Origin of the sequence: Streptomyces odonnellii, from assembly GCF_000981895.1 — a bacterium.
In the GTDB taxonomy this organism is placed as follows: Bacteria; Actinomycetota; Actinomycetes; order Streptomycetales; family Streptomycetaceae; genus Streptomyces; species Streptomyces odonnellii.
Genome location: NZ_LATD01000251.1, coordinates 1 through 17,065 on the forward strand (window position 1 = coordinate 1; position 17,065 = coordinate 17,065).

Here is a 17,065-nt window from a genome sequence, read left to right on the forward strand (position 1 = left end):
GTAGAAGGGACGGACGAGGGCCCGGCGAGGGCGGCGGGCGCGAGGGCACCGAGCACGGCGGCGGCCGCGGCGAGGGAGACGGCGGCGGTGAGGACGGGGCGACGGGACATGGAGGCTCCTGGCGGGGTACGGGCGCGGACCGCACGGGACACGGGCCGCGGGCCCGGGCTACGGATGACGGCCGCTACGGATGACGGCCGACGGATCAGGGCTACGGATGACGACCGACGGATCCGGGGAACGGCTCCCCGGCATCCCTGCCCTCTCTAACGCGCGCCGAGCCCCGGCGTTGCGCACCCGGAAGGGCTTTGCTCTCCGCCCCACCTGCCTAGTACCGTGAGGAGCGATTGGTGACACCGCACCTGGCTGTGTCATCATCTGCACACCGCTCGCGCACGCGCGGGTGATGCTGGAGGCGTCGCCTAGTCCGGTCTATGGCGCCGCACTGCTAATGCGGTTTGGGTCTTAAAGCCCATCGAGGGTTCAAATCCCTCCGCCTCCGCGCAGAGATCACCGAAGCCCCCGCCACCCCGGCCGGGGCTTCGGTCGTTTCCCGCCCGATTCCACGGTTTCCGCAGGTCAGGGCAGGTGCGGGGAATGGATTTCACCTGACGCCGCAGGTCATGTACTGTTGTTCTCGCAGCGCGGCCCGGCCCCAAAAGCCCGGAACGCCAGGCACTCGTAGCTTAACGGATAGAGCATCTGACTACGGATCAGAAGGTTGCAGGTTCGAATCCTGCCGAGTGCACAAGAAACGCAAGGTCAAGGCCCTGATTCCTCTTCGGAGGGTCGGGGCCTTCATCGTGTTGTCTCACGTTTTCTCACAATCCTTGTTGATCTTGCTTATCCGAGCAGCTCAGCAAGCTTGTCCGAACCGGCCCGAAGCGACTGCGGATCGGGGTGCACGTAAACCCGCTTCGTGAACGACAGATCCGTATGACCGGCCCACGCCGACACCACCGTGTCCGGCACGCCGTTGTTGGCCAGCCAGGACAGGATCGCGTGGCGGGCCATGTAGAGCGTCACCCGCCGCACCCCGGTTGCGTCCATGAGCTTGTACGCCTCGCGCCGGAGCTTGTCCGTCTTCCACGGCCGCCCCAGCGCATCCACCATCACGTAGCCACTGCCCTCGTACGCCTCCCCTGCCGCCAGACGTTCGGCAACCTGGATCTTGCGGAACGCCTTCAACCCGACCCACGTAGGGAGAGGCAGGGGCAAAGCCCGCTCCCCGGCCTCGGTCTTGGTGTCCTTCTCCACCACAACGGAGCGCTCACCGCGCGGAAGTGAAGGGTCGTAGGCCAGGGTCCTGGTGTTGTTGACCGTGGTCGTGCCGTTCTCCAGGTCGATGTCCTCCTCCCAGCGGGCGCCGCAGACTTCGGCCGGCCGCTCAGCGATGAACGTCAGCATCCACCCGCCGTACTCCCGGACGTCCCGGATGCCCGCGAGGAACTGCTTCACTTCGTCCTCGTTCCACGGCTTCCGCTCGCGCTTCTTCGCACGGGCCGCCTTCCGGGCCGCCTTCGGAACGGTGACGTACTCGGCCACGTTCCGCGCGAGGATGCTGCGCCGCATCCCGAGGACGAGCACGGCCCGCAGGCGCCCCAGGGTGAGGTCCACCGTCCGGACGCTGAGCCCGGTACCCGGCTTCCCTCCGATCCGGCGGGCGCTGGTGAGCATCCATGTGACCATCTCGGTCACGTCCTCCTCGGTGAGCTGCTGGACCGGCTTCGCGCCCAGCCGCGTCTTCACGTACGCCATGGCGTCCACGTACGAGCGCGCCGTCTTCACCTCCACATCAGGTGTGACCAGCGCGAGCCACACGTCAACTAGCTGCTCCACCGTCATCTTCGACGGCGCGACGAAGGTCCCGACAGCGCGCTGGTGCTGTATGCGCGCCATCTCGTTCTTGGCCTCAGTCGAGGTGTCCTTTGTGACCGTGAGCTGGCGGCGCTTCCCGGTGACCGGGTCCAACCCGATGTCGATCACGAACCGATAGCGGGTCTTCCCTCTCGCTGTCACCTTCTTGATCTCTGGCACGCCTCCCCTTTCTGGTGGCCCCTGGCGCTTAGTGCTCCAGGGGCCCGTCTTCCGCCGCGACCTCCCCCAGCTTCGTAATCAGCTCTTCCAGCCCCGCAGGGTCGGCGTTGAGCCCTGATGCCTTCGCCGCGTAGAGAGTGCTGATCAGCAATGCCTGGATCGCCCCGCCAGCCTTGATGTGCTCGGCCCTGATCTTGAGCACCGATGCACCGAGATCCTGGATGTCGGCCTGCGTCATGAGCTGAGACGCCCCGTGAACGTCACTGTCATGCAAGATCCGCTCGCGGTACTCCTCCATGCCGACAGAGATGCCGTCAGCAAGCTCCACCGTGGACCCCTCCCCCCATCCTGCCGCGAGGAAGAGGGCCGGTACAGAGGTGTTCAAGATCCGTGCCAGGGCCAGCAGGTCAGCCGCCGTGAACGAGCGCCGGCCCTTCTCCGCCGCCGACACCGCCTGACGGCTCCACGGGCGCCCGAGGTGCGGCTCAACTGCCTGTCCTAGCTCGGCCTGCGACAGGCCGCGCTCCTCACGAATGCGCAGGAGATTCCTGCCGATCACTTCCTCGACCTTCACGGCAATCCCTTCTCGATGGCAGGTTCAGCATTACATAGGTGACTTGGCTTGACAACTGGATGGAGTCGAGTGGAAGGTGTGGAGAGACAGGAATTGTGAACCTTCCATCGGAGGTAAGTCATGTCCGCTGCAAGGGCGGTGGCCGTAACGCCGACGCTTGCCGAGGTCCGGAACTGGCCCGCCACGGTCAGCGTGCCTGCGGCTGCGCTGGCGCTCGGGATCTCCCAGAGCCAGCTGTATGCGCTGGTGAAGCGCGGCGAGTCGCCGGTGAAGGTCTTGGACTACGGCGCCAAGCGCGTCGTTACCGCGAGCCTCGTACGACTTCTCGAAGCGGCATGAGAACGGCCCTCAGCAGGCGCGTCAACGTCTCGCTGAGGACCGCGAAGCCCCACTGATCCTGAACACGCCAACGGCGGCGCGGGCTACCGACCCGTTGCGCCGCCGTCGAAAGGAACTCCACGTGAAGCTTGCCACGTCGGTCCCGAAGATCGCCAGCGCGCCTACCGGCCGTCTGCCGTACGCCGTCGCGGTCCCGAGCCTGCCGACCGCGCCCGAGCCCTCCACCGACCCGCTGACGGACCAGCTCAAAGAGGCCCGCGCCGAGAGGGACGCCGCGCTCATGCGCCTGGAGATGCTGCGCGCTGACCTGGACAACACCCACCCGACCGCCGACGACCAGTTCGGCAACGTCATGTCGCAGTTGGAGAAGTTGTTTCGCCTCCGTGCCACCGAGGCCCGCGTGGCGGGGACCGACCCGTACGCCGCGATGACCGAGGACCTGGACGTCATCGCCACGTGGCTGTCGATCTACCGGAGCAACAACCTTCCCGCGCGGGCGCCGCGTCCGTGACCACCCGCACCACCACCCGAGCCCCCGACCCCACCACGGTGCCGGGGGCCGCCGGGCGTCCCCCCTACGGCCTCACCCGCCGCGAACTCCGCGCCGAAATCCAGCGATGCCACACCAACGGCTGGCAGCTCTGGGAGATCCGGCGTCGTCTTGCACCACTCGAAGCACCGGAGCACATGTGAGCGAGAACGACGGAGGCTTCAGCCGTATCCCGCCGTACGACGAAGAGGCGGAGCGCGGGGTGCTCGCGGGCATGATGTTCCACCGGGACTCCATCCCCGATCTGGTGGGCGTCCTCGAAGGGCACGAGTTCTACAAGCCCGCGCACGAAACGCTGTACCGCACGATGGTCGGCCTCGCTGCGGCGGGCGAACCGCTTGACCCGATCACCATTACGGACGCGCTACGGAAGTCCGATGACCTCACCCGCGTCGGAGGGCCAGCCGCGGTCTCCAGCATCGCCAGCCAGCCGTACGCCATTGCTGAGCCCCTGCACTACGCCCGGATCGTCTCCGGGCAGTGGGCGCGCCGCCAGGCGCTCCAGACGCTCGACCAGGGCCGCGAATCTGTACGGTCCGGCAATGGCGACCTTGAAGACGTGCTGACCAAGATCACGTCAGCTCTCGCGTCCATAACCGGCGATCCGGTGGCCGAGCGGAGCCTTGTCTCCGAACTCCTCGACACTGACGGTCTCGACACCATCCCGAACCTTGAACCGCTGATCGCCGACATGCTGTTCCTCGACACCCTCAGCAGGGTCAACGGGCCCTCCGGGCACGGCAAATCGTTCGTGGCCCTCGACTTCGCCGGGCACGTCGGGGTGGGGCTCACATGGCACGGCCGCCCCGTACGGCAGGGAAGCGTGATCTACCTCGTTGCCGAGGGCGCCAAGGGCATCAGGAAGCGCGTACGGGCCTGGGAGAAGCACCACGGCCAGAAGATGCGCAACGTCTACTTCCTGCCCCGCCCCGTTCAGTCCATGGAGCCCGAGTGGCAGGCTCTCATCAACCTGTGCGGGACGAAGCGGCCCGTACTCGTCGTCCTCGACACGCAGGCCCGCGTCACGGTTGGGGTGGAGGAGAACTCGGCAACCGAGATGGGCCGCGTGGTCGACCGCATGGAGCAGCTGCGCGCCGCAAGCGGGGCCTGCGTTCTCCTCATCCACCACAAGGGGCTCAACGGCGACCACGGCCGCGGCTCCAGCGCGGTCAAGGGCGCCATGCAGACCGAGCTCACCGTGACCAAGACCGGCAAGGGAGCCGACACCCGGGTCGTCATCGGCACCGACAAGCAGAAGGACAGCGAAGAGATCGAGTCGCTGGGCTTCTCGCTGCGTCAGGTGTCGCTCGACGGAGAGGCCGAAGAAGACGGCCGGCCGGTGACTTCCGCCGTTCTTGAGTACGACGGCCCCGCGCCCGAGGGCGACCAGCCCAAGAAGCTCGCTCCGGCGGCCAAGAAGCTCCTCACGGCTCTGCGCTCCCTCGATGTCCCGGTACCCCGCGCACAGGTCGTGGACCGCGTAGCCGAGCAGACCGGCAACGGCCTCACCCGAGAGGTGAGCAGCCGCCACCTGAACGAGATGGCCAAGGACGGCTTGGTCGACCGGATCGACTCGACCGACCGACGTGACGCCTCTCTCGTCCTCTGGGCCGTGACCGAGAAGGGGCGGAAAGCGTGACGCTACGTAACTGGTCACACCCCCCGTGACCAACCGACACGGTCACACCCGATCACAGCCACTTCCCGAAGCCGGGAAAGGTGCAGATCAGAGCCCATTTCGGGTGTGACCGAGGGCGTGACCAAACGATGGTCACAGGGGTGTGATGCGTGTGATCACCCCCCTTGGGGTGATCACACCGGTCACACCCCCCAGTTGCCCGCGCAGGAACCACCCCCGAGTCCGGACAGCGGTAACGACTGGCCAGCCCGACCAACCGCCCGCGCGGGAACCGGTTCCTTCGGTCCCGCGCGTAGGCGCGCGGACATGTACGAGGAGAAGCTCATGCCCAACCCGCCCCTCGACCTCCAGCCCGGTGCTCCGTATCCGGGTCGTCCCGAGCTGGACGCCGCGAACGCCCGCTTCCGCCGCGCTCTCGCCCGCCTCCGGAAGGAAGCCCGGCACGACCCGGCCCTGATCGCCCGTCACGCCGCTTTTGCCGCCGAGGCGACCCGCGAGCTTGAGCGCCTGGCCGTGGAGGCTGAGCAGGCAGAGCAGGACTCGGAACGGCACCGTAAGGCACTGGCCGCCGAGAACGAGAAACTCACCCGGACCCTGCGCCGCGCGGTCCGCCAGGGCGCCCCTGGTGCCCGGCGGATGCTCGATCAGCATCTTGCCGACATCGCGCGCCAGAACGGCCGGCCCGATGACGACGCCTGATGGCCGCCCCAGCCCGGATGGCACGGTCGTTCTGGCCGTGCCCCACCGCCACGCCCGCGAGCTTGAGCGCATCCTGTCCATTGGCCTGCTCGCTGTCTACCGCGCCGATGGCGGGCGCCCTTCCCCTGCCGCGGAGCGCCTCTTGCGCGACCTCCACGCCGCCGCACGCCGCCCCGCGCCCGCTCCCACTGCCGACGTCGGAAGCGAAGGTCCGCCCGCGCCCAGAGTGGAACTCACCGTTGATGAAGCCGCAGCGGTCATGGGATGTCGGCCCCGCTGGATTCGAACTCTCCTGGGGTCCGGACGCCTCCGGGGCCGGCGTGTGAATGCCCGCCTGTGGCTCATCGACGCCGACAGCTTCGATGAGTTCCGCCACGGCAGGAGTGACCATGTCCGCCACGAAACCGCGTCTGAGCAGGGCTGACAGGCTCGCTCAGCGCTCCATAGAGATCCGCAGCACTGCGGACAGTCTGGACAGCCCCGAGGCCACGCAGGACGCACTCCGCGAGGCTGCGCGTCTGCGCACAGAAGCGATCGAACTGCGTCGTGCCGCACGCCGTGAGCGGAGCGAGCGGGACGCCGCCGCTATCGACTTGATGGTCAAGGCCCGCCGCGCCGCCTGGAACGGAGGCGACGCCGCATGAGCGCCGAGACTCCCGAGCAGGTCCTTGCCACGGCCGACCAGGACGTCACCGAGGCCGAGACGACCGTGACGAACCTGGAAACGCGGGTGCGCGAAGGTGACCAGGACGTCACACCCGACCAGATCGAGGAAGCCCGCAGCACCCTTCGGTTCGTGCATCTTCGCCGTGAGGCTGCGGTCAAGCGCGCCGACCAACTGCGCCAAGAGCAGGTCGATACCGCCGCCGCTCTGCGCCGTGACGCGTTCCTCGCGGACATCGCCGCCTACGACCTCGGCAAGATCCCGGAGCTGCAAGAGCGCATCCAGAGCGCCGTCTACGAGCTGCTCCAGCTCTGCGCCGGCCACTCCCGCGTACTGACCGGGCACGCGTTCCGCCTGACCAGCTACGGCTCCGCGTCGACCCTCCCCGTCAGCGCGGACATCGGCGCAGGGTCCGGCACGCCGACCACCACAGTCACCGTGGACGGCACCGTGTACCAGCCTGCGGACGGCAACAGCGCCGTGAAGAGTGCACTCGACGCGGCCCGACAGCGGCACTTCGAGGACAGCGCCAAGCAGGATGCGCGGGCCGATGCCGAGGACCAGGCGTTCCGTGCGGAGCAGGCCCGCAAGCTCGCTGAGAGCGACGCCAGGCGGTACGGGACGCCTGCATGGGACGAACTGCCCGCGCGTCGGCGGATCGCCGCCGAGCGGCAGCGCGGACTTGCTCCGGCGGGGAGCTGACCTCATGGCGCTGCACATTGGCGAGTTGGTCGCGGGGCTCCGTCTGGACGACAGGCCGTACAACAGGACGCTCACCTCTGCCGAACTGCGTCTGCGCGGCTTCACCCGCGACGCTGATGGTCGACTCCGAGACGCCCGCGGCCGGTTTACCACTGAGTCCGAGGCGATGGGCCGGTCGCTCAGCAGGCGGATCGGTGAAGGCGCGCGTGGAGCCGTGACCGCGCTGATGAAGATCTCGCCCGCAGTCGTCGGGATTGGCGCAGGGCTCCCGGTGGTCGCCGCCGTGGGCACCGCCCTGGGCGGGCTCGTGGCGGGCGCGGTTGCTGCCGGAATCGCGGCGAAGGCATTCCAGCTCGCGGCACAGCCGCAGTTGGAGGCTGTGGCGGAGGCGGCAGGGGCGGCGGAGGCGGCCGATGCGGCCCACGAGAAGGTGCTGCTCAAGAAGAGACTCGCGGCCGACCTGGCGGCGAAGGGCGGCGACGCGTACAAGAAGGCGCTCGCGGACGTCGCCAGCGCCACACGGGCCGCGACGGAAGCCGACGCGGCGGCCGAAGCGCAGATGAAGGGCCTTCCCCCGGCGACGCGCGCAACGGCCGTTGCCCTCGCGGGCCTCAAGAACGACCAGCAGGCGTGGTCCGATTCCCTGGCCGGCAGCACCATGCCCGTGTTCACCCGGGGGATCGAGATCCTCCGCGCCCTCCTCCCGACGCTGACGCCGTTCGTGAAGGCCGGGGCGGCTGCTCTCGGGGATTTCCTGGACCGGGTCGCGGTTGGGGTGCGGTCGGCCAACTTCAAGGGCTGGGCAGCGGATATGGCCGCCGCGTCCGGGACGGCGCTGAAGAACTTCCTCACGGCGATCGGGAACATCGCCAAGGGCTTCGGTGGGCTCCTCCAAGCGTTCCTGCCCGCCTCGGCTGGGGTGACGGGTGGCCTGGTGGCGATGACGGCCGCGTTCGCCACCTGGGGCGCGGGCCTGAAGGGGTCCGAGGGCTTCGCGCAGTTCATCGAACTCGCCGGGCAGGGCGGGCAGATGCTCGGGAGTCTCGCCGCGGCGGCCGTGAAGCTGCTGATAGCTGTCTCGCCGCTGATCGGTGTCACCACCCAGCTCGCTCTCGGGCTCGCGAACGTCATCAACAACACGCCCGCCCCCGTCCTCACCGCGCTTGCTGCGGCCATCACCACGACGGTCATCGCGATGAAGGCGTACGCGGCGTACACGGCGGTTACCGGTGCCGCGACCGACTTCCTTGAGACCCGGCTCGGACGGGTGATCAAGACCTGGCTTCGGTCGGCCGCAACAGCGGTGGCGTCGGGCACGCGGATGGCAGCCTCGGCGGTTGTGTCGGCCACGCAGGCAGCGGGCGCCTGGGCCGCGTCAGCGGCGCGGATGGCGGCTACGTGGGTTGCCGGGGTGGTCCGGGCCGCCGCTGTCTCCGTTGGGCAGTTCGCGTTGATGGCCGCGCGCGGGGTGGCGTGGGCGGCGACGATGGCCGCGCAGTGGCTCGTGGCGATGGGGCCCGTGGGGTGGGTGATTGCTGCGGTCGTGGGCTTGACTGCGGTCGTCGTCCTCAACTGGGACAGGATCAAGCGCGTCACGGGCGCGGCCTGGGCCTGGGTCTGGGGAAAGATCAAGAGCGTCGGGGCGGCGCTCCTCGGCTACATCACGAACCTGCCCTTGGTCAGCTTCTTCCTGCGGCACTGGGACCGCATCCGGACCGGAACCGCATCCCGCGTCGTCGGGCTGATCACGTACGTACGGTCTCTCCCGGGCCGGATCAAGGACGCCATCGGCAACCTGGGCAGCCTGCTCACTGGGGTCGGCCGCAGCATCATCCAGGGCCTCATCAACGGAGTCACCGCGATGATCGGAGCGCTGAAGGACAAGTTCAGCTCCATCACCGGGATGATCCCGGATTGGAAGGGTCCGATGGCCGTCGACCTGCGGCTCCTGGGCCCCTCTGGACAGGCGCTGATGACCGGCCTGATGACCGGGATTGATCAGCAGGTCCCGGCTCTTCAGCGGCAGCTCCGCGGGATCACCTCGGGGATCGTCGCGAGCGTGGGTGCGCCCACGCTCGGCGGCGCCGCGATGGCCGGTCTTGTGTCACCGGCTCCGCCCCTACGGCCGGCTTCGGGGAGTGGGCGCGGCGCGGCCTCGGCGGTGGACCGGCGTACGTACACCGAGAACCGGAACACCTACAACTCGTACACCCTGACGCAGCGGGACATGACGATCCGGGACCTGGAGGCGCTCCAGCGCCGCCAGGACGCCCGCGCCCGGGTAGGGAGGCCACGGTAGGCGCTCCGGTCGTGAGCGAAAGCTGACTGTGCCGAAGGCGTCCGGCTAAGCCGGACGCCTTCGGCATGTCCGCGGCATACCAACGGAGTCAGAGAGCGCGCGAGCAAGGACGCTGCCGCCTTCCGTGTTTCTCGATTACCGGGCTACCGTGCTGCCCGCCCGGCACCCGAGCCGGACAGAAGAGGGGAACACCATGGCCCGCAAACTGCGGATGCTCGGCACTAACTCGAAGAGCGGCGAATGCCCCACGCTCTATGAGGACGTCGACACCGGGGAGATCCTGGTGCAGGGGTACACCGTCACCGATCCCGAGGTCCTCGCGCAGATGGCGAACCCGCTGAAGGGGGAATCCCTCGTTGTCGTGGACCGTGCCCTGCTCGTCAACTTTGCCCCGCGGTCGTGAGCGTGGATGCTGTCCCCGCGAGCGGCATCCTGGAGTACTTCCGCAACGGCTTTCAGCACACTGCCTGGCGACTGGAGACCCGTCGCTCGTACGCGGCCGACGAGGCGACCGAGGAGTATCAGCAGTTCCTCCGAGGCATCGCCCCTCCCCGGGACGAGGGGCCGTGGTTCTCCACCATGCGGGAGCTGACCGCGCGCGGCCTGCGGATCGAGCGCGTGCGCCTGGTCGACCAGCCGCCCAGCGACGGGCAGCGGTACCTCCTCGCCACGACGCCCGACAATCTGGCCGCAGGGGAGGACATCCGGTACCTGACCAGGGCTCGCGCCGAGGAACTCCACCTGCCGCGCGAGGACTTCTGGCTGTTCGACTCCAGAGTCCTGGCCCGCTTCAACTGGGACGACTCGAACCGGCGCATGGAGCTGACCACAAGCCCGGAAGACGTCGTACGTGCGTGCCAGGCCCGTGACATCGCCTGGCACTACGCCATCGGGCACGCCGAGTTTGTAGGCCGGGTAGCTTCCCCCATGTGAGCACTGACTACCAGCAGGCCAGAACCGCTCTCGGTGCGCGGCTGCGTGAGCTGCGCACCGAGGCCGGGCTCACCGTCCGCGGCCTGGCTGCCGAGTGCGGCTGGGCGCCGTCGAAGGTCTCGAAGCTGGAGAACGGCAAACAGACCGCGACCAACGCAGACCTTGAAGCATGGGCGCGCGGCGTCGGCCGGCCGGAGTCTGCGGGGGAACTGAAGGGCCGTCTGGCCGGGCTCGAATCGACGTACCGTTCATGGCGTCGGCAGTTCGCCGGCGGGCATCGCGCGGTGCAGGACGCCCTCGGTGCGCAGCACGAGAGGACCAAGGTATTGCGCGGGGTCTCAGCGGCGGTCGTACCGGGCGTCTTCCAGACCCCCGAGTACGCCCGGCACGTGCTCACGCGGTACGCCGAGCTGCACGGCGCAACGCGGGACATCGAGGCAGGCGTCACCTCCCGGATGCGCCGACAGGAGGGGCTCTACTCCGCAGGGCGGACCTATCGGGTCCTCATCTGGGAGTCGGCCCTGTACGTGCGGATCTGCCCGCCCTCGGTGCTCGCTGACCAGCTCGACCGGCTGATGTCCGTCAACGGGCTCTCCACGGTCGAGCTGGGAATCATCCCGCTCACAGCCGACGTACGGATCGCGGCGGGCGACGACTTCTGGATCCACGATGACCGGCTCGTTGTTGCCGAATCCTGGCACGCCGAAATGTGGCTCGACTCTCCCGAGGATCTCGCGCTGTACGGACGGATCTGGGACACCCTCGCCGTGGCGGCCGTCCGTGGTCGGGACGCGCACCGGATCATCGCCCGCGCCCGTACCGCTCTCGCCCCGTCCTGAGGAACATCAGGAAACGGCGGCGGCCGGATGAGAAACAGCGAGAAACAAGGCCAGACCTGAGAAACACGGGCGCCTACGGTCCGGTACATGGCCAGACAGACGAGCACCGACGTCCAGACCGACACTCCGTCCTGCGGCTGGTGCCACTACCACCGAGGACCGTCTGAGACGGCCGTACTGGTGGAGATCATCGAGGTTGGCTCGGGGGCTGGCGGCAGCGTGTACGCCTGTGCCCCGTGCCGCGAGCAGCACTGGCTCACGCCTGTCTCCGAGATCTCGGTGGAAGAGCTGCTTGCCAAGCTCCAGGTCGGGGCTGCGGCCTTCCAGCAGCGGTCATGAGTACCCTGCAGGCCGCGCGGGTTCCGTGCGCCGAGGCGCCCATACCGCCCGCGGGCGACCTGTCCACGGAGGCGTGGGCGGGCCGGGCCTGCTACGCGTGCGGCCGGCCGCTGACGTCGGGCGCGGTGTACCGCGGCTGGGCGCGCGGCCGGTCAGGCGTGCACGTCCTCGACGCCGAGGTATGGGCCTGCCCCCGCTGACTGGCGCCCGCTGCTGACATCCCGCAGCGGGCGGCTTCAGCGCCCCGGCCGGTCCGCGCGTGCACTCGCAGACGCACGGCGGAGACACCGCCCGATGCACCATCGGCTCGCCCGGAGGGACGCATGGCCGACCCATCCGACTGGCGGAGCCGCTTCAGCCACCTCGTGGTCGTCGACATCCGTACGGGCGCGGTGGGCCGGCTACTCAGGACGGACGGCGGCCTGGTCGTCCTTCAGCCGGTGACCGGTGGCGAGGAGTGGACCGCGCCTGCGGACTTGGTGCGGCCGGCCACGCCCGCCGAGGTGGCCGCCGCGCTCGCTGATCCTGAGTGACCTTGGCTCAGTGGCCGCCCGCGCGCGAACGGCGGAAGCCCCGCCGCAGTTCGCGACGGGGCCTCGGGCTGGTGGCCGGTCAGTGGCCGCGTAGGGCGTGGGCTTCGCGGGCCTCGGCCTCGGTGATCCTTCCGGCCTCAACGTCGTTCTCGATGCCCTGGTAGGCAGCTTTGTCGCAGGCTTCGCACTCGCCGCATTCTTCTTCGGGGGTGACCGCGCCGCAGTCGGGCGCGAACTCGCGGTCGTTGTCCTGGTAGGTCATGTCGTCCTCTCTGGCTCCGGGGCTGTCCCGGCTCCCCTCACCGCCCGTACGGGCCGGGCGGATCGGGCAGCCGTCAGCCGCTGTTCAACCGCCCATGGATCACGCGCCGCTCACCTCCCGCTGCTGTACGTGGATGGTGCACGTAACCCCTTCTGAGCCCCTCTCTACTCTCGTCACCACTGGCTCCCCAACTGCGTAAACGTCGCCAGAAGGGGTTTCGGGAAGCGGTGGGGGAGTGGCGTACGAATCGGACACGCCCCACGCTGCGACCGCCCATACGACGGGCACGGCGGCGATCAGGTACGGCGCCCGCTCAAGGAGCCGTCCGGCGAAGAACAGCCCCAGGACGCACCCGCCGCACCGGGCGAGGAACCTCCACCCGGCCCCCTCCGGGGCGAGCCATCCGCCCGCCCCGTGGAGCAGCAGCCCCGTGCCGAGGCACAGCCGCCCGTACGCCGCGACAACCGGCCCGGTGACCCGCGAGACCACGTCGGCCGCGGCCTGGCGGGCGGTCACAGGAGACCCACGATGACGTCGCCGGCCGTGCTGACGACGGGCGACAGGACGTACCCGGCGATCCCCGCGACCCCGGAGGACAGGCCCAGGGTGATCCCGCACAGGACAGCCCGTGCGAGATCCCAGCGGAAGCCGCCGCGGCGGGTCCAGACGGCGATCAGGACCCCGGTGGCCACGATGACGAAGGCGTGCCCGCCGGGGGTGAGGACGAGGTTCGAGGACCGGGTGACGTTCGGGGCGTCGCTGCCGATCCCGTACTCCAGGACCGCGTCCCCCAGCTCGGAGGCGCCCCAGAGGGACCAGTCCGCGCCGAGCCCGAGCAGGCCCCCGGCGGAGAGGACGAGGAGCATCCCGTACAGGGCGGCGAGGGTGAACGGGACCAGGCGGACGAGCTGCTTGGCAACCCTCTTCCGGCCGGGCCACCAGCGGGCAATCTCCCACCCGAGCAGGGACAGGCCAACGGTCACACCGCCGAGGGAGACGATTCCGTACGTGGAGAAGTTCATGATCGTGTCCTCAGTGGAACAGGGCGACGATGAACGCCGCGGCGGTGAGGATGAACGCGACGGTCCCCGTAATACGCGGGACGTCGTGGAGCGCGACGGCGCACAGACCGAACAGCGCGAGGAGCGCGGAGCCAGCGAAGAACGCGAGGGAGAGCACCACGGCTACCCCTCCGGCCCGTCGCCCGTCATACGCCCTTCGGCGGCCGTATGACGCGGCTCGTGCAACTGGACCTGAACGGCCTTGATCAGCGGCATCGTTCCCTCGGGGCAGAGGCCGGAGGAGGACAGGCCGCGGTAGATGCCGGCCGTCAGCGCGACGGCGTATTTCACGGCGTCCGAGGCCGTCATACCGGGGCGCATCATCACGGCCAGGTCGTCATACAGGCTCTGGTCGACCCGTACGGACAGGCCCTTGCCGGGCGCGGGCGGGGTGCTCACTGGCCCTCACCCCGGGCGAGCAGAACGGCGAGCGTCCGGGCCATGGCCCGCAACTGGGCGGCGTGCTCCACCAGGACCGCGGCGAGGCTGTCCAGCTCTGCGGGGGAGCACGCGCGGTTGAACTCGCCCAGGCTCACGCTGGCGTGGACGTCTCGCGAGACGCGGTCGGCGTACGGGGCCTGGGCGATCGCGGCGTACGTGAGTTCGTAGCCGGAGAACGCCGGAAGGAGTGCGGGCCCGCTGTGGATGGTGTCGGCCCGGTACTGCGGGGGGTGTCCCTCGTGGCCGGTGCACCAGGACGGCTCGGGGATGGTGATCCGGCCGCGGTCGAGCGTCTCGATCGTCACCGTACGGGCGGCGGTCATCGGCCGGCCCCGTCCTTCGGGGTGCCCCAGGCGCGGTATCCGGTCGGGGGGTGTTCGGCGAGCCGTTCGCGCAGGTACTCGGTGGTCCACTCGATGCCGAGCGGTCCGTCTTCGAGGGCGTCGCGGAGCGCGATCCGGGCGTGCGAGACGCGCTGGTTGAGGAGCCGGTCGTAGACCTCGCCGTCCCCTATCGTCGCGGGCGCCGGGATGTCGAGCGCTTCGAGGACTGCGGCGAGCAGATCACGCATCGGGTCGTTGGCGGTCATCGGTCGGCCCCCGCGTCCTGCTGCGTCGGGCGCTCCCACGCGGTGTAGGTGACCGGGTTGTTGGAGGTCATCCTGCGGATGCCGTCTGCGTGGATGTCCGGTGCGTCCTGGCGGTCGACCATGGCGCGGAGGTAGCCGCGCAGCTGGGCGGCGCGGGACTCCAGCAGCCGGTGGTAGGCGTCTTCGTCGCGGAACTGGTGGGGCCGGGGGACGTCGAGCGTCTCCACGATCGCCGCGAGTAGATCGTGAACCAGCGACAGTGCGGGCTCGCCGCTACCGGTGCCGGGCGCGGGCATGGGAAGGTCATGCATGGGTCTGACTCCTTGATGCGAAGGGGTTCGGATCAAGGCCCCGGCCGACGTTGCAGTCGTCGAGCCGGGGCCGCCCGTCTCACGCACGTCTCACAGACGTGATGGAGCGGGGTGGAGCCAGGGCCTTTGAAGCGCTTCCGTGTACACCCTGTTTAGGGCGTCTGGACCCTCTGGACTGCCGCTATACAACTACGGATCAGAAGGTTGCAGGTTCGAATCCTGCCGAGTGCACACCAGACCAGAGGCCCTGTGGAGAGATCCACAGGGCCTCTGGCTTTTTGCACGGTGAATGGCGGCAACAGCATTCGGCGACGGATCAGGTCGGAGCCCGCTCCAACTCGGCAACGTGAGACCGGAGTTGCAGGCGCACGCGCGTTCGAACGCGCCGACCGCCCCAATCAGGGTTTTTGTGGTGACCGGACCACCCGGAATGCCGACCAGGCCGAGGGGTAGTCCGGTCTCTGCCTTGCCGGCCGTAGCCGCGCGAGCGGCGCCGATGAACCGGCGCTTCGTCATCAGCTCAGGGCTTTGCCCACCTCGTAGACGGTGGGCCGGTCCTCCGGCGCGCCGGTAACAGAAGGGGTGACCATGTCACGGACCGAGTACTACGACGACCCGGCGGCACCGGAGCCGAACAGCTTGGTGGTCGCCGCGCCCGCCGTGGTTACCGACGACGAAGGACGCATCCTTCTTCAGCGCCGACGGGACAACGATCTCTGGGCGCTCCCTGGTGGCGGCATGGAGATGACCGACTCACTCCCCGGAACGGCCGTCCGCGAGGTGAGGGAGGAAACGGGTCTGGACGTAGAGATCACCGGGCTCGTGGGCACGTACAGCGACCCTCGCCACATCATCGCCTACTCGGACGGTGAGGTACGCAGACAGTTCAACATCTGCTCACCGCCCGCATGGTCGGCGGTCGGCTCGCGATCTCGGACGAGTCCACGGAGCTGCGGTTCGTCCAGCCGCAGGAGATCGACCAACTGCCAATGCACCACACGCAACGGTTGCGGATCGGCCACTTCCTGGAACACCGCGATCGGCCCTACCTCGGCTGACCTCGTAGGTCGCGGTGACGGCAACTCTGATGGCAATGACGACATACAGAGGCCGTTGACCACGACCACCACCGATCAGCCGGAGGAAGGACGAGTTCCCTAACAACACGCTTTCCAACTGTGTTGGTGAAGCGGCGGGTTGAGTCCATGGTCGTTGACCAGCGTTAGCGGGGGGCGCTGGTTAGCGAGCGACCCTTGGCCGTACCCTGAACGCCCATGAACGGGGTTGATGAGACGAAAACTGAGACGGACTTGTTCAGCTCATCAAGTCGCCGTACGTGACCAGTAGCTAAAGCGAGCGGTGGCACCATCAAAGTGAAGGCAGAAGCCGTAAGGTGTCAGCGCCCGGGAAGTCTCAGAAATCCTGGAAACGACGTGATCTGGGCAACCGATCACGGGCACGCTCGCCATTACGTCACTGACGTGCGTCGCGGATGCTGTTCCTCGCTACCACTGTGAAACTTCGCAGCGTGTCCCAGAATGCGTGATAGGTCGTGTCGAAGTCGGGGCTGTGCACAGCGGAGGTTTCAGCCATGGCCGTGATGGCCACGTAGACGTCCTTGGAGGCTGCCTCCAGACGGCTGGCCACCTGAGAAACATCGTCCGGGCCCTCCAGATTCGCCGTGTGAATTGCCGGGGTCATCTCTGCGTGGAGTCGAAGGTGCTGACGAAGGACTTCTCTCAGCGCTGATGCTCGCGCGTCCGGGTCCGTCACTTCCACCGCTAGCAGAACATTAATGAATAAATCGCCTACGGCATGAGCTTTATTCACAACATGGGCATAGGTGGACCGCCGTCGCTCGTATGTTCTCCGCCTGTTGTGCAGCGCGGGCCGTCTCAGCTTGAATCTGTGCGGCCCGCGTGCTGCCCCGATAACCCACCCAGCTCGCGAGGATCGCTGTAGCGCCGGTGAGCGCAGCAACGAGGAACCCTAAGTCAGGCATGGGAGGTGGTGCCAAGAACCGAGTTGACGCAAACCTCGGAATCTTGTACTCCGAAGCGGCGTAGGGGTGACGTGGGGTGCATCGTGGAGCGGGTGGCGAGATTCGAACTCGCACTTCCAGTTTTGGAATCACTGGTGATCCAGCTTTGAACGGGTCGTTAATCGGCAACGGCAGTCGCTGGCGCCAGGCTGTGTGGGGAAGGGGAGGCTGGAATGGGCGATCACGAGAGTGCCGCTGTGCGGGGGTTTCTGG

General features: G+C 68.4%; 25 protein-coding genes, 2 tRNA genes and 1 pseudogene. 18 read left to right on the forward strand and 10 right to left on the reverse strand.

What is annotated here, in order from left to right; genetic code table 11:
- Positions 1–411: 411 nt before the first annotated feature.
- Both WH07_RS22675 and WH07_RS22680 read left to right on the forward strand, forming a co-directional pair.
- A tRNA-Ser gene (locus tag WH07_RS22675) sits at positions 412–502 on the forward strand.
- Positions 503–675: 173 nt separating this feature from the next.
- Positions 676–748 (forward strand) — tRNA-Arg (locus tag WH07_RS22680).
- 95 nt (positions 749–843) lie between these two features.
- Here the strand turns inward: WH07_RS22680 and WH07_RS22685 are convergent.
- A complete protein-coding gene (locus WH07_RS22685) occupies positions 844–2,037 on the reverse strand; it encodes a site-specific integrase (RefSeq protein WP_046503088.1) in 1,194 nt (397 codons plus the stop codon).
- A gap of 28 nt (positions 2,038–2,065) precedes the next feature.
- The gene (locus WH07_RS22690; protein WP_046503090.1) at positions 2,066–2,611 is read right to left on the reverse strand and encodes a helix-turn-helix transcriptional regulator; all 546 of its coding nucleotides are present in this window, start codon (positions 2,609–2,611) and stop codon (positions 2,066–2,068) included.
- A gap of 120 nt (positions 2,612–2,731) precedes the next feature.
- Here WH07_RS22690 and WH07_RS22695 point away from each other — a divergent pair, with 120 nt between their 5' ends.
- From WH07_RS22695 to WH07_RS22755, 15 genes are all read left to right on the forward strand, one after another.
- Positions 2,732–2,950, forward strand: coding sequence for a hypothetical protein (locus tag WH07_RS22695; RefSeq protein ID WP_046503092.1), 219 nt, complete (start codon positions 2,732–2,734; stop codon positions 2,948–2,950).
- A 121-nt stretch (positions 2,951–3,071) separates the two neighbouring features.
- On the forward strand, positions 3,072–3,461 hold the full coding sequence (locus WH07_RS22700; RefSeq protein WP_046503095.1) for a hypothetical protein: 390 nt from the start codon (positions 3,072–3,074) through the stop codon (positions 3,459–3,461).
- Entirely contained in the window at positions 3,458–3,643 is a 186-nt protein-coding gene (locus tag WH07_RS40460) for a hypothetical protein (protein WP_198533869.1), read from the forward strand. Before WH07_RS22700 ends, WH07_RS40460 begins: the two co-directional genes overlap by 4 nt.
- Entirely contained in the window at positions 3,640–5,139 is a 1,500-nt protein-coding gene (locus WH07_RS22705) for an AAA family ATPase (RefSeq protein ID WP_046503098.1), read from the forward strand. The genes WH07_RS40460 and WH07_RS22705 overlap by 4 nt, the downstream gene beginning before the upstream one ends.
- 324 nt (positions 5,140–5,463) lie before the next feature.
- Positions 5,464–5,838: a hypothetical protein gene (locus tag WH07_RS22710; protein WP_157877412.1), complete on the forward strand. Its 375-nt coding sequence runs from the start codon at positions 5,464–5,466 to the stop codon at positions 5,836–5,838.
- Entirely contained in the window at positions 5,825–6,262 is a 438-nt protein-coding gene (locus tag WH07_RS42205; RefSeq protein ID WP_046503103.1) for a helix-turn-helix domain-containing protein, read from the forward strand. Before WH07_RS22710 ends, WH07_RS42205 begins: the two co-directional genes overlap by 14 nt.
- Positions 6,228–6,482 (forward strand): hypothetical protein, encoded by a 255-nt coding sequence (locus tag WH07_RS22720; protein ID WP_046503105.1) that lies wholly within the window; start codon positions 6,228–6,230, stop codon positions 6,480–6,482. Before WH07_RS42205 ends, WH07_RS22720 begins: the two co-directional genes overlap by 35 nt.
- Positions 6,479–7,204, forward strand: a complete 726-nt coding sequence (locus WH07_RS22725) for a hypothetical protein (protein WP_046503107.1) — start codon at positions 6,479–6,481, stop codon at positions 7,202–7,204. Before WH07_RS22720 ends, WH07_RS22725 begins: the two co-directional genes overlap by 4 nt.
- A gap of 4 nt (positions 7,205–7,208) precedes the next feature.
- The gene (locus tag WH07_RS22730; RefSeq protein ID WP_046503109.1) at positions 7,209–9,503 is read left to right on the forward strand and encodes a phage tail protein; all 2,295 of its coding nucleotides are present in this window, start codon (positions 7,209–7,211) and stop codon (positions 9,501–9,503) included.
- 193 nt (positions 9,504–9,696) lie between these two features.
- Entirely contained in the window at positions 9,697–9,906 is a 210-nt protein-coding gene (locus tag WH07_RS41990) for a hypothetical protein (RefSeq protein ID WP_046503136.1), read from the forward strand.
- 2 nt (positions 9,907–9,908) lie between these two features.
- Complete coding sequence (locus WH07_RS22740; protein ID WP_046503138.1) at positions 9,909–10,436, forward strand: DUF6879 family protein; 528 nt, start codon at positions 9,909–9,911, stop codon at positions 10,434–10,436.
- Complete coding sequence (locus WH07_RS22745; protein ID WP_046503110.1) at positions 10,433–11,275, forward strand: helix-turn-helix domain-containing protein; 843 nt, start codon at positions 10,433–10,435, stop codon at positions 11,273–11,275. Before WH07_RS22740 ends, WH07_RS22745 begins: the two co-directional genes overlap by 4 nt.
- An 87-nt stretch (positions 11,276–11,362) precedes the next feature.
- Positions 11,363–11,614, forward strand: coding sequence for a hypothetical protein (locus tag WH07_RS22750; protein WP_063775812.1), 252 nt, complete (start codon positions 11,363–11,365; stop codon positions 11,612–11,614).
- Complete coding sequence (locus WH07_RS39905; protein WP_157877413.1) at positions 11,611–11,814, forward strand: hypothetical protein; 204 nt, start codon at positions 11,611–11,613, stop codon at positions 11,812–11,814. Before WH07_RS22750 ends, WH07_RS39905 begins: the two co-directional genes overlap by 4 nt.
- A gap of 123 nt (positions 11,815–11,937) precedes the next feature.
- Positions 11,938–12,147: an NUDIX hydrolase gene (locus tag WH07_RS22755; protein WP_046503112.1), complete on the forward strand. Its 210-nt coding sequence runs from the start codon at positions 11,938–11,940 to the stop codon at positions 12,145–12,147.
- Positions 12,148–12,226: 79 nt separating this feature from the next.
- On the opposite strand, the gene WH07_RS22760 is transcribed toward WH07_RS22755, so the two are convergent.
- The 7 genes from WH07_RS22760 to WH07_RS22790 all read right to left on the reverse strand — a co-directional run bounded on the left by WH07_RS22760 (position 12,227) and on the right by WH07_RS22790 (position 14,811).
- Positions 12,227–12,409, reverse strand: coding sequence for a hypothetical protein (locus tag WH07_RS22760; RefSeq protein WP_046503114.1), 183 nt, complete (start codon positions 12,407–12,409; stop codon positions 12,227–12,229).
- A 512-nt stretch (positions 12,410–12,921) separates the two neighbouring features.
- Complete coding sequence (locus tag WH07_RS22770) at positions 12,922–13,431, reverse strand: hypothetical protein (RefSeq protein WP_046503119.1); 510 nt, start codon at positions 13,429–13,431, stop codon at positions 12,922–12,924.
- A gap of 10 nt (positions 13,432–13,441) precedes the next feature.
- Positions 13,442–13,591, reverse strand: a complete 150-nt coding sequence (locus tag WH07_RS39910) for a hypothetical protein (protein WP_157877414.1) — start codon at positions 13,589–13,591, stop codon at positions 13,442–13,444.
- Between the two features lie 2 nt (positions 13,592–13,593).
- The gene (locus tag WH07_RS22775; protein WP_046503121.1) at positions 13,594–13,869 is read right to left on the reverse strand and encodes a hypothetical protein; all 276 of its coding nucleotides are present in this window, start codon (positions 13,867–13,869) and stop codon (positions 13,594–13,596) included.
- A complete protein-coding gene (locus tag WH07_RS22780; RefSeq protein WP_046503124.1) occupies positions 13,866–14,234 on the reverse strand; it encodes a DUF6907 domain-containing protein in 369 nt (122 codons plus the stop codon). Before WH07_RS22780 ends, WH07_RS22775 begins: the two co-directional genes overlap by 4 nt.
- Entirely contained in the window at positions 14,231–14,500 is a 270-nt protein-coding gene (locus tag WH07_RS22785; RefSeq protein WP_046503127.1) for a hypothetical protein, read from the reverse strand. Before WH07_RS22785 ends, WH07_RS22780 begins: the two co-directional genes overlap by 4 nt.
- Positions 14,497–14,811 (reverse strand): hypothetical protein, encoded by a 315-nt coding sequence (locus tag WH07_RS22790; protein ID WP_046503130.1) that lies wholly within the window; start codon positions 14,809–14,811, stop codon positions 14,497–14,499. The genes WH07_RS22785 and WH07_RS22790 overlap by 4 nt, the downstream gene beginning before the upstream one ends.
- Before the next feature lie 588 nt (positions 14,812–15,399).
- On the opposite strand from WH07_RS22790, the pseudogene WH07_RS22795 reads away from it, so the two are divergent.
- A pseudogene (locus WH07_RS22795) lies at positions 15,400–15,869 on the forward strand (NUDIX domain-containing protein).
- A gap of 415 nt (positions 15,870–16,284) precedes the next feature.
- On the opposite strand, the gene WH07_RS22800 reads toward WH07_RS22795, so the two are convergent.
- Entirely contained in the window at positions 16,285–16,512 is a 228-nt protein-coding gene (locus WH07_RS22800) for a hypothetical protein (protein ID WP_046503132.1), read from the reverse strand.
- Between the last annotated feature and the right edge of the window lie 553 nt (positions 16,513–17,065).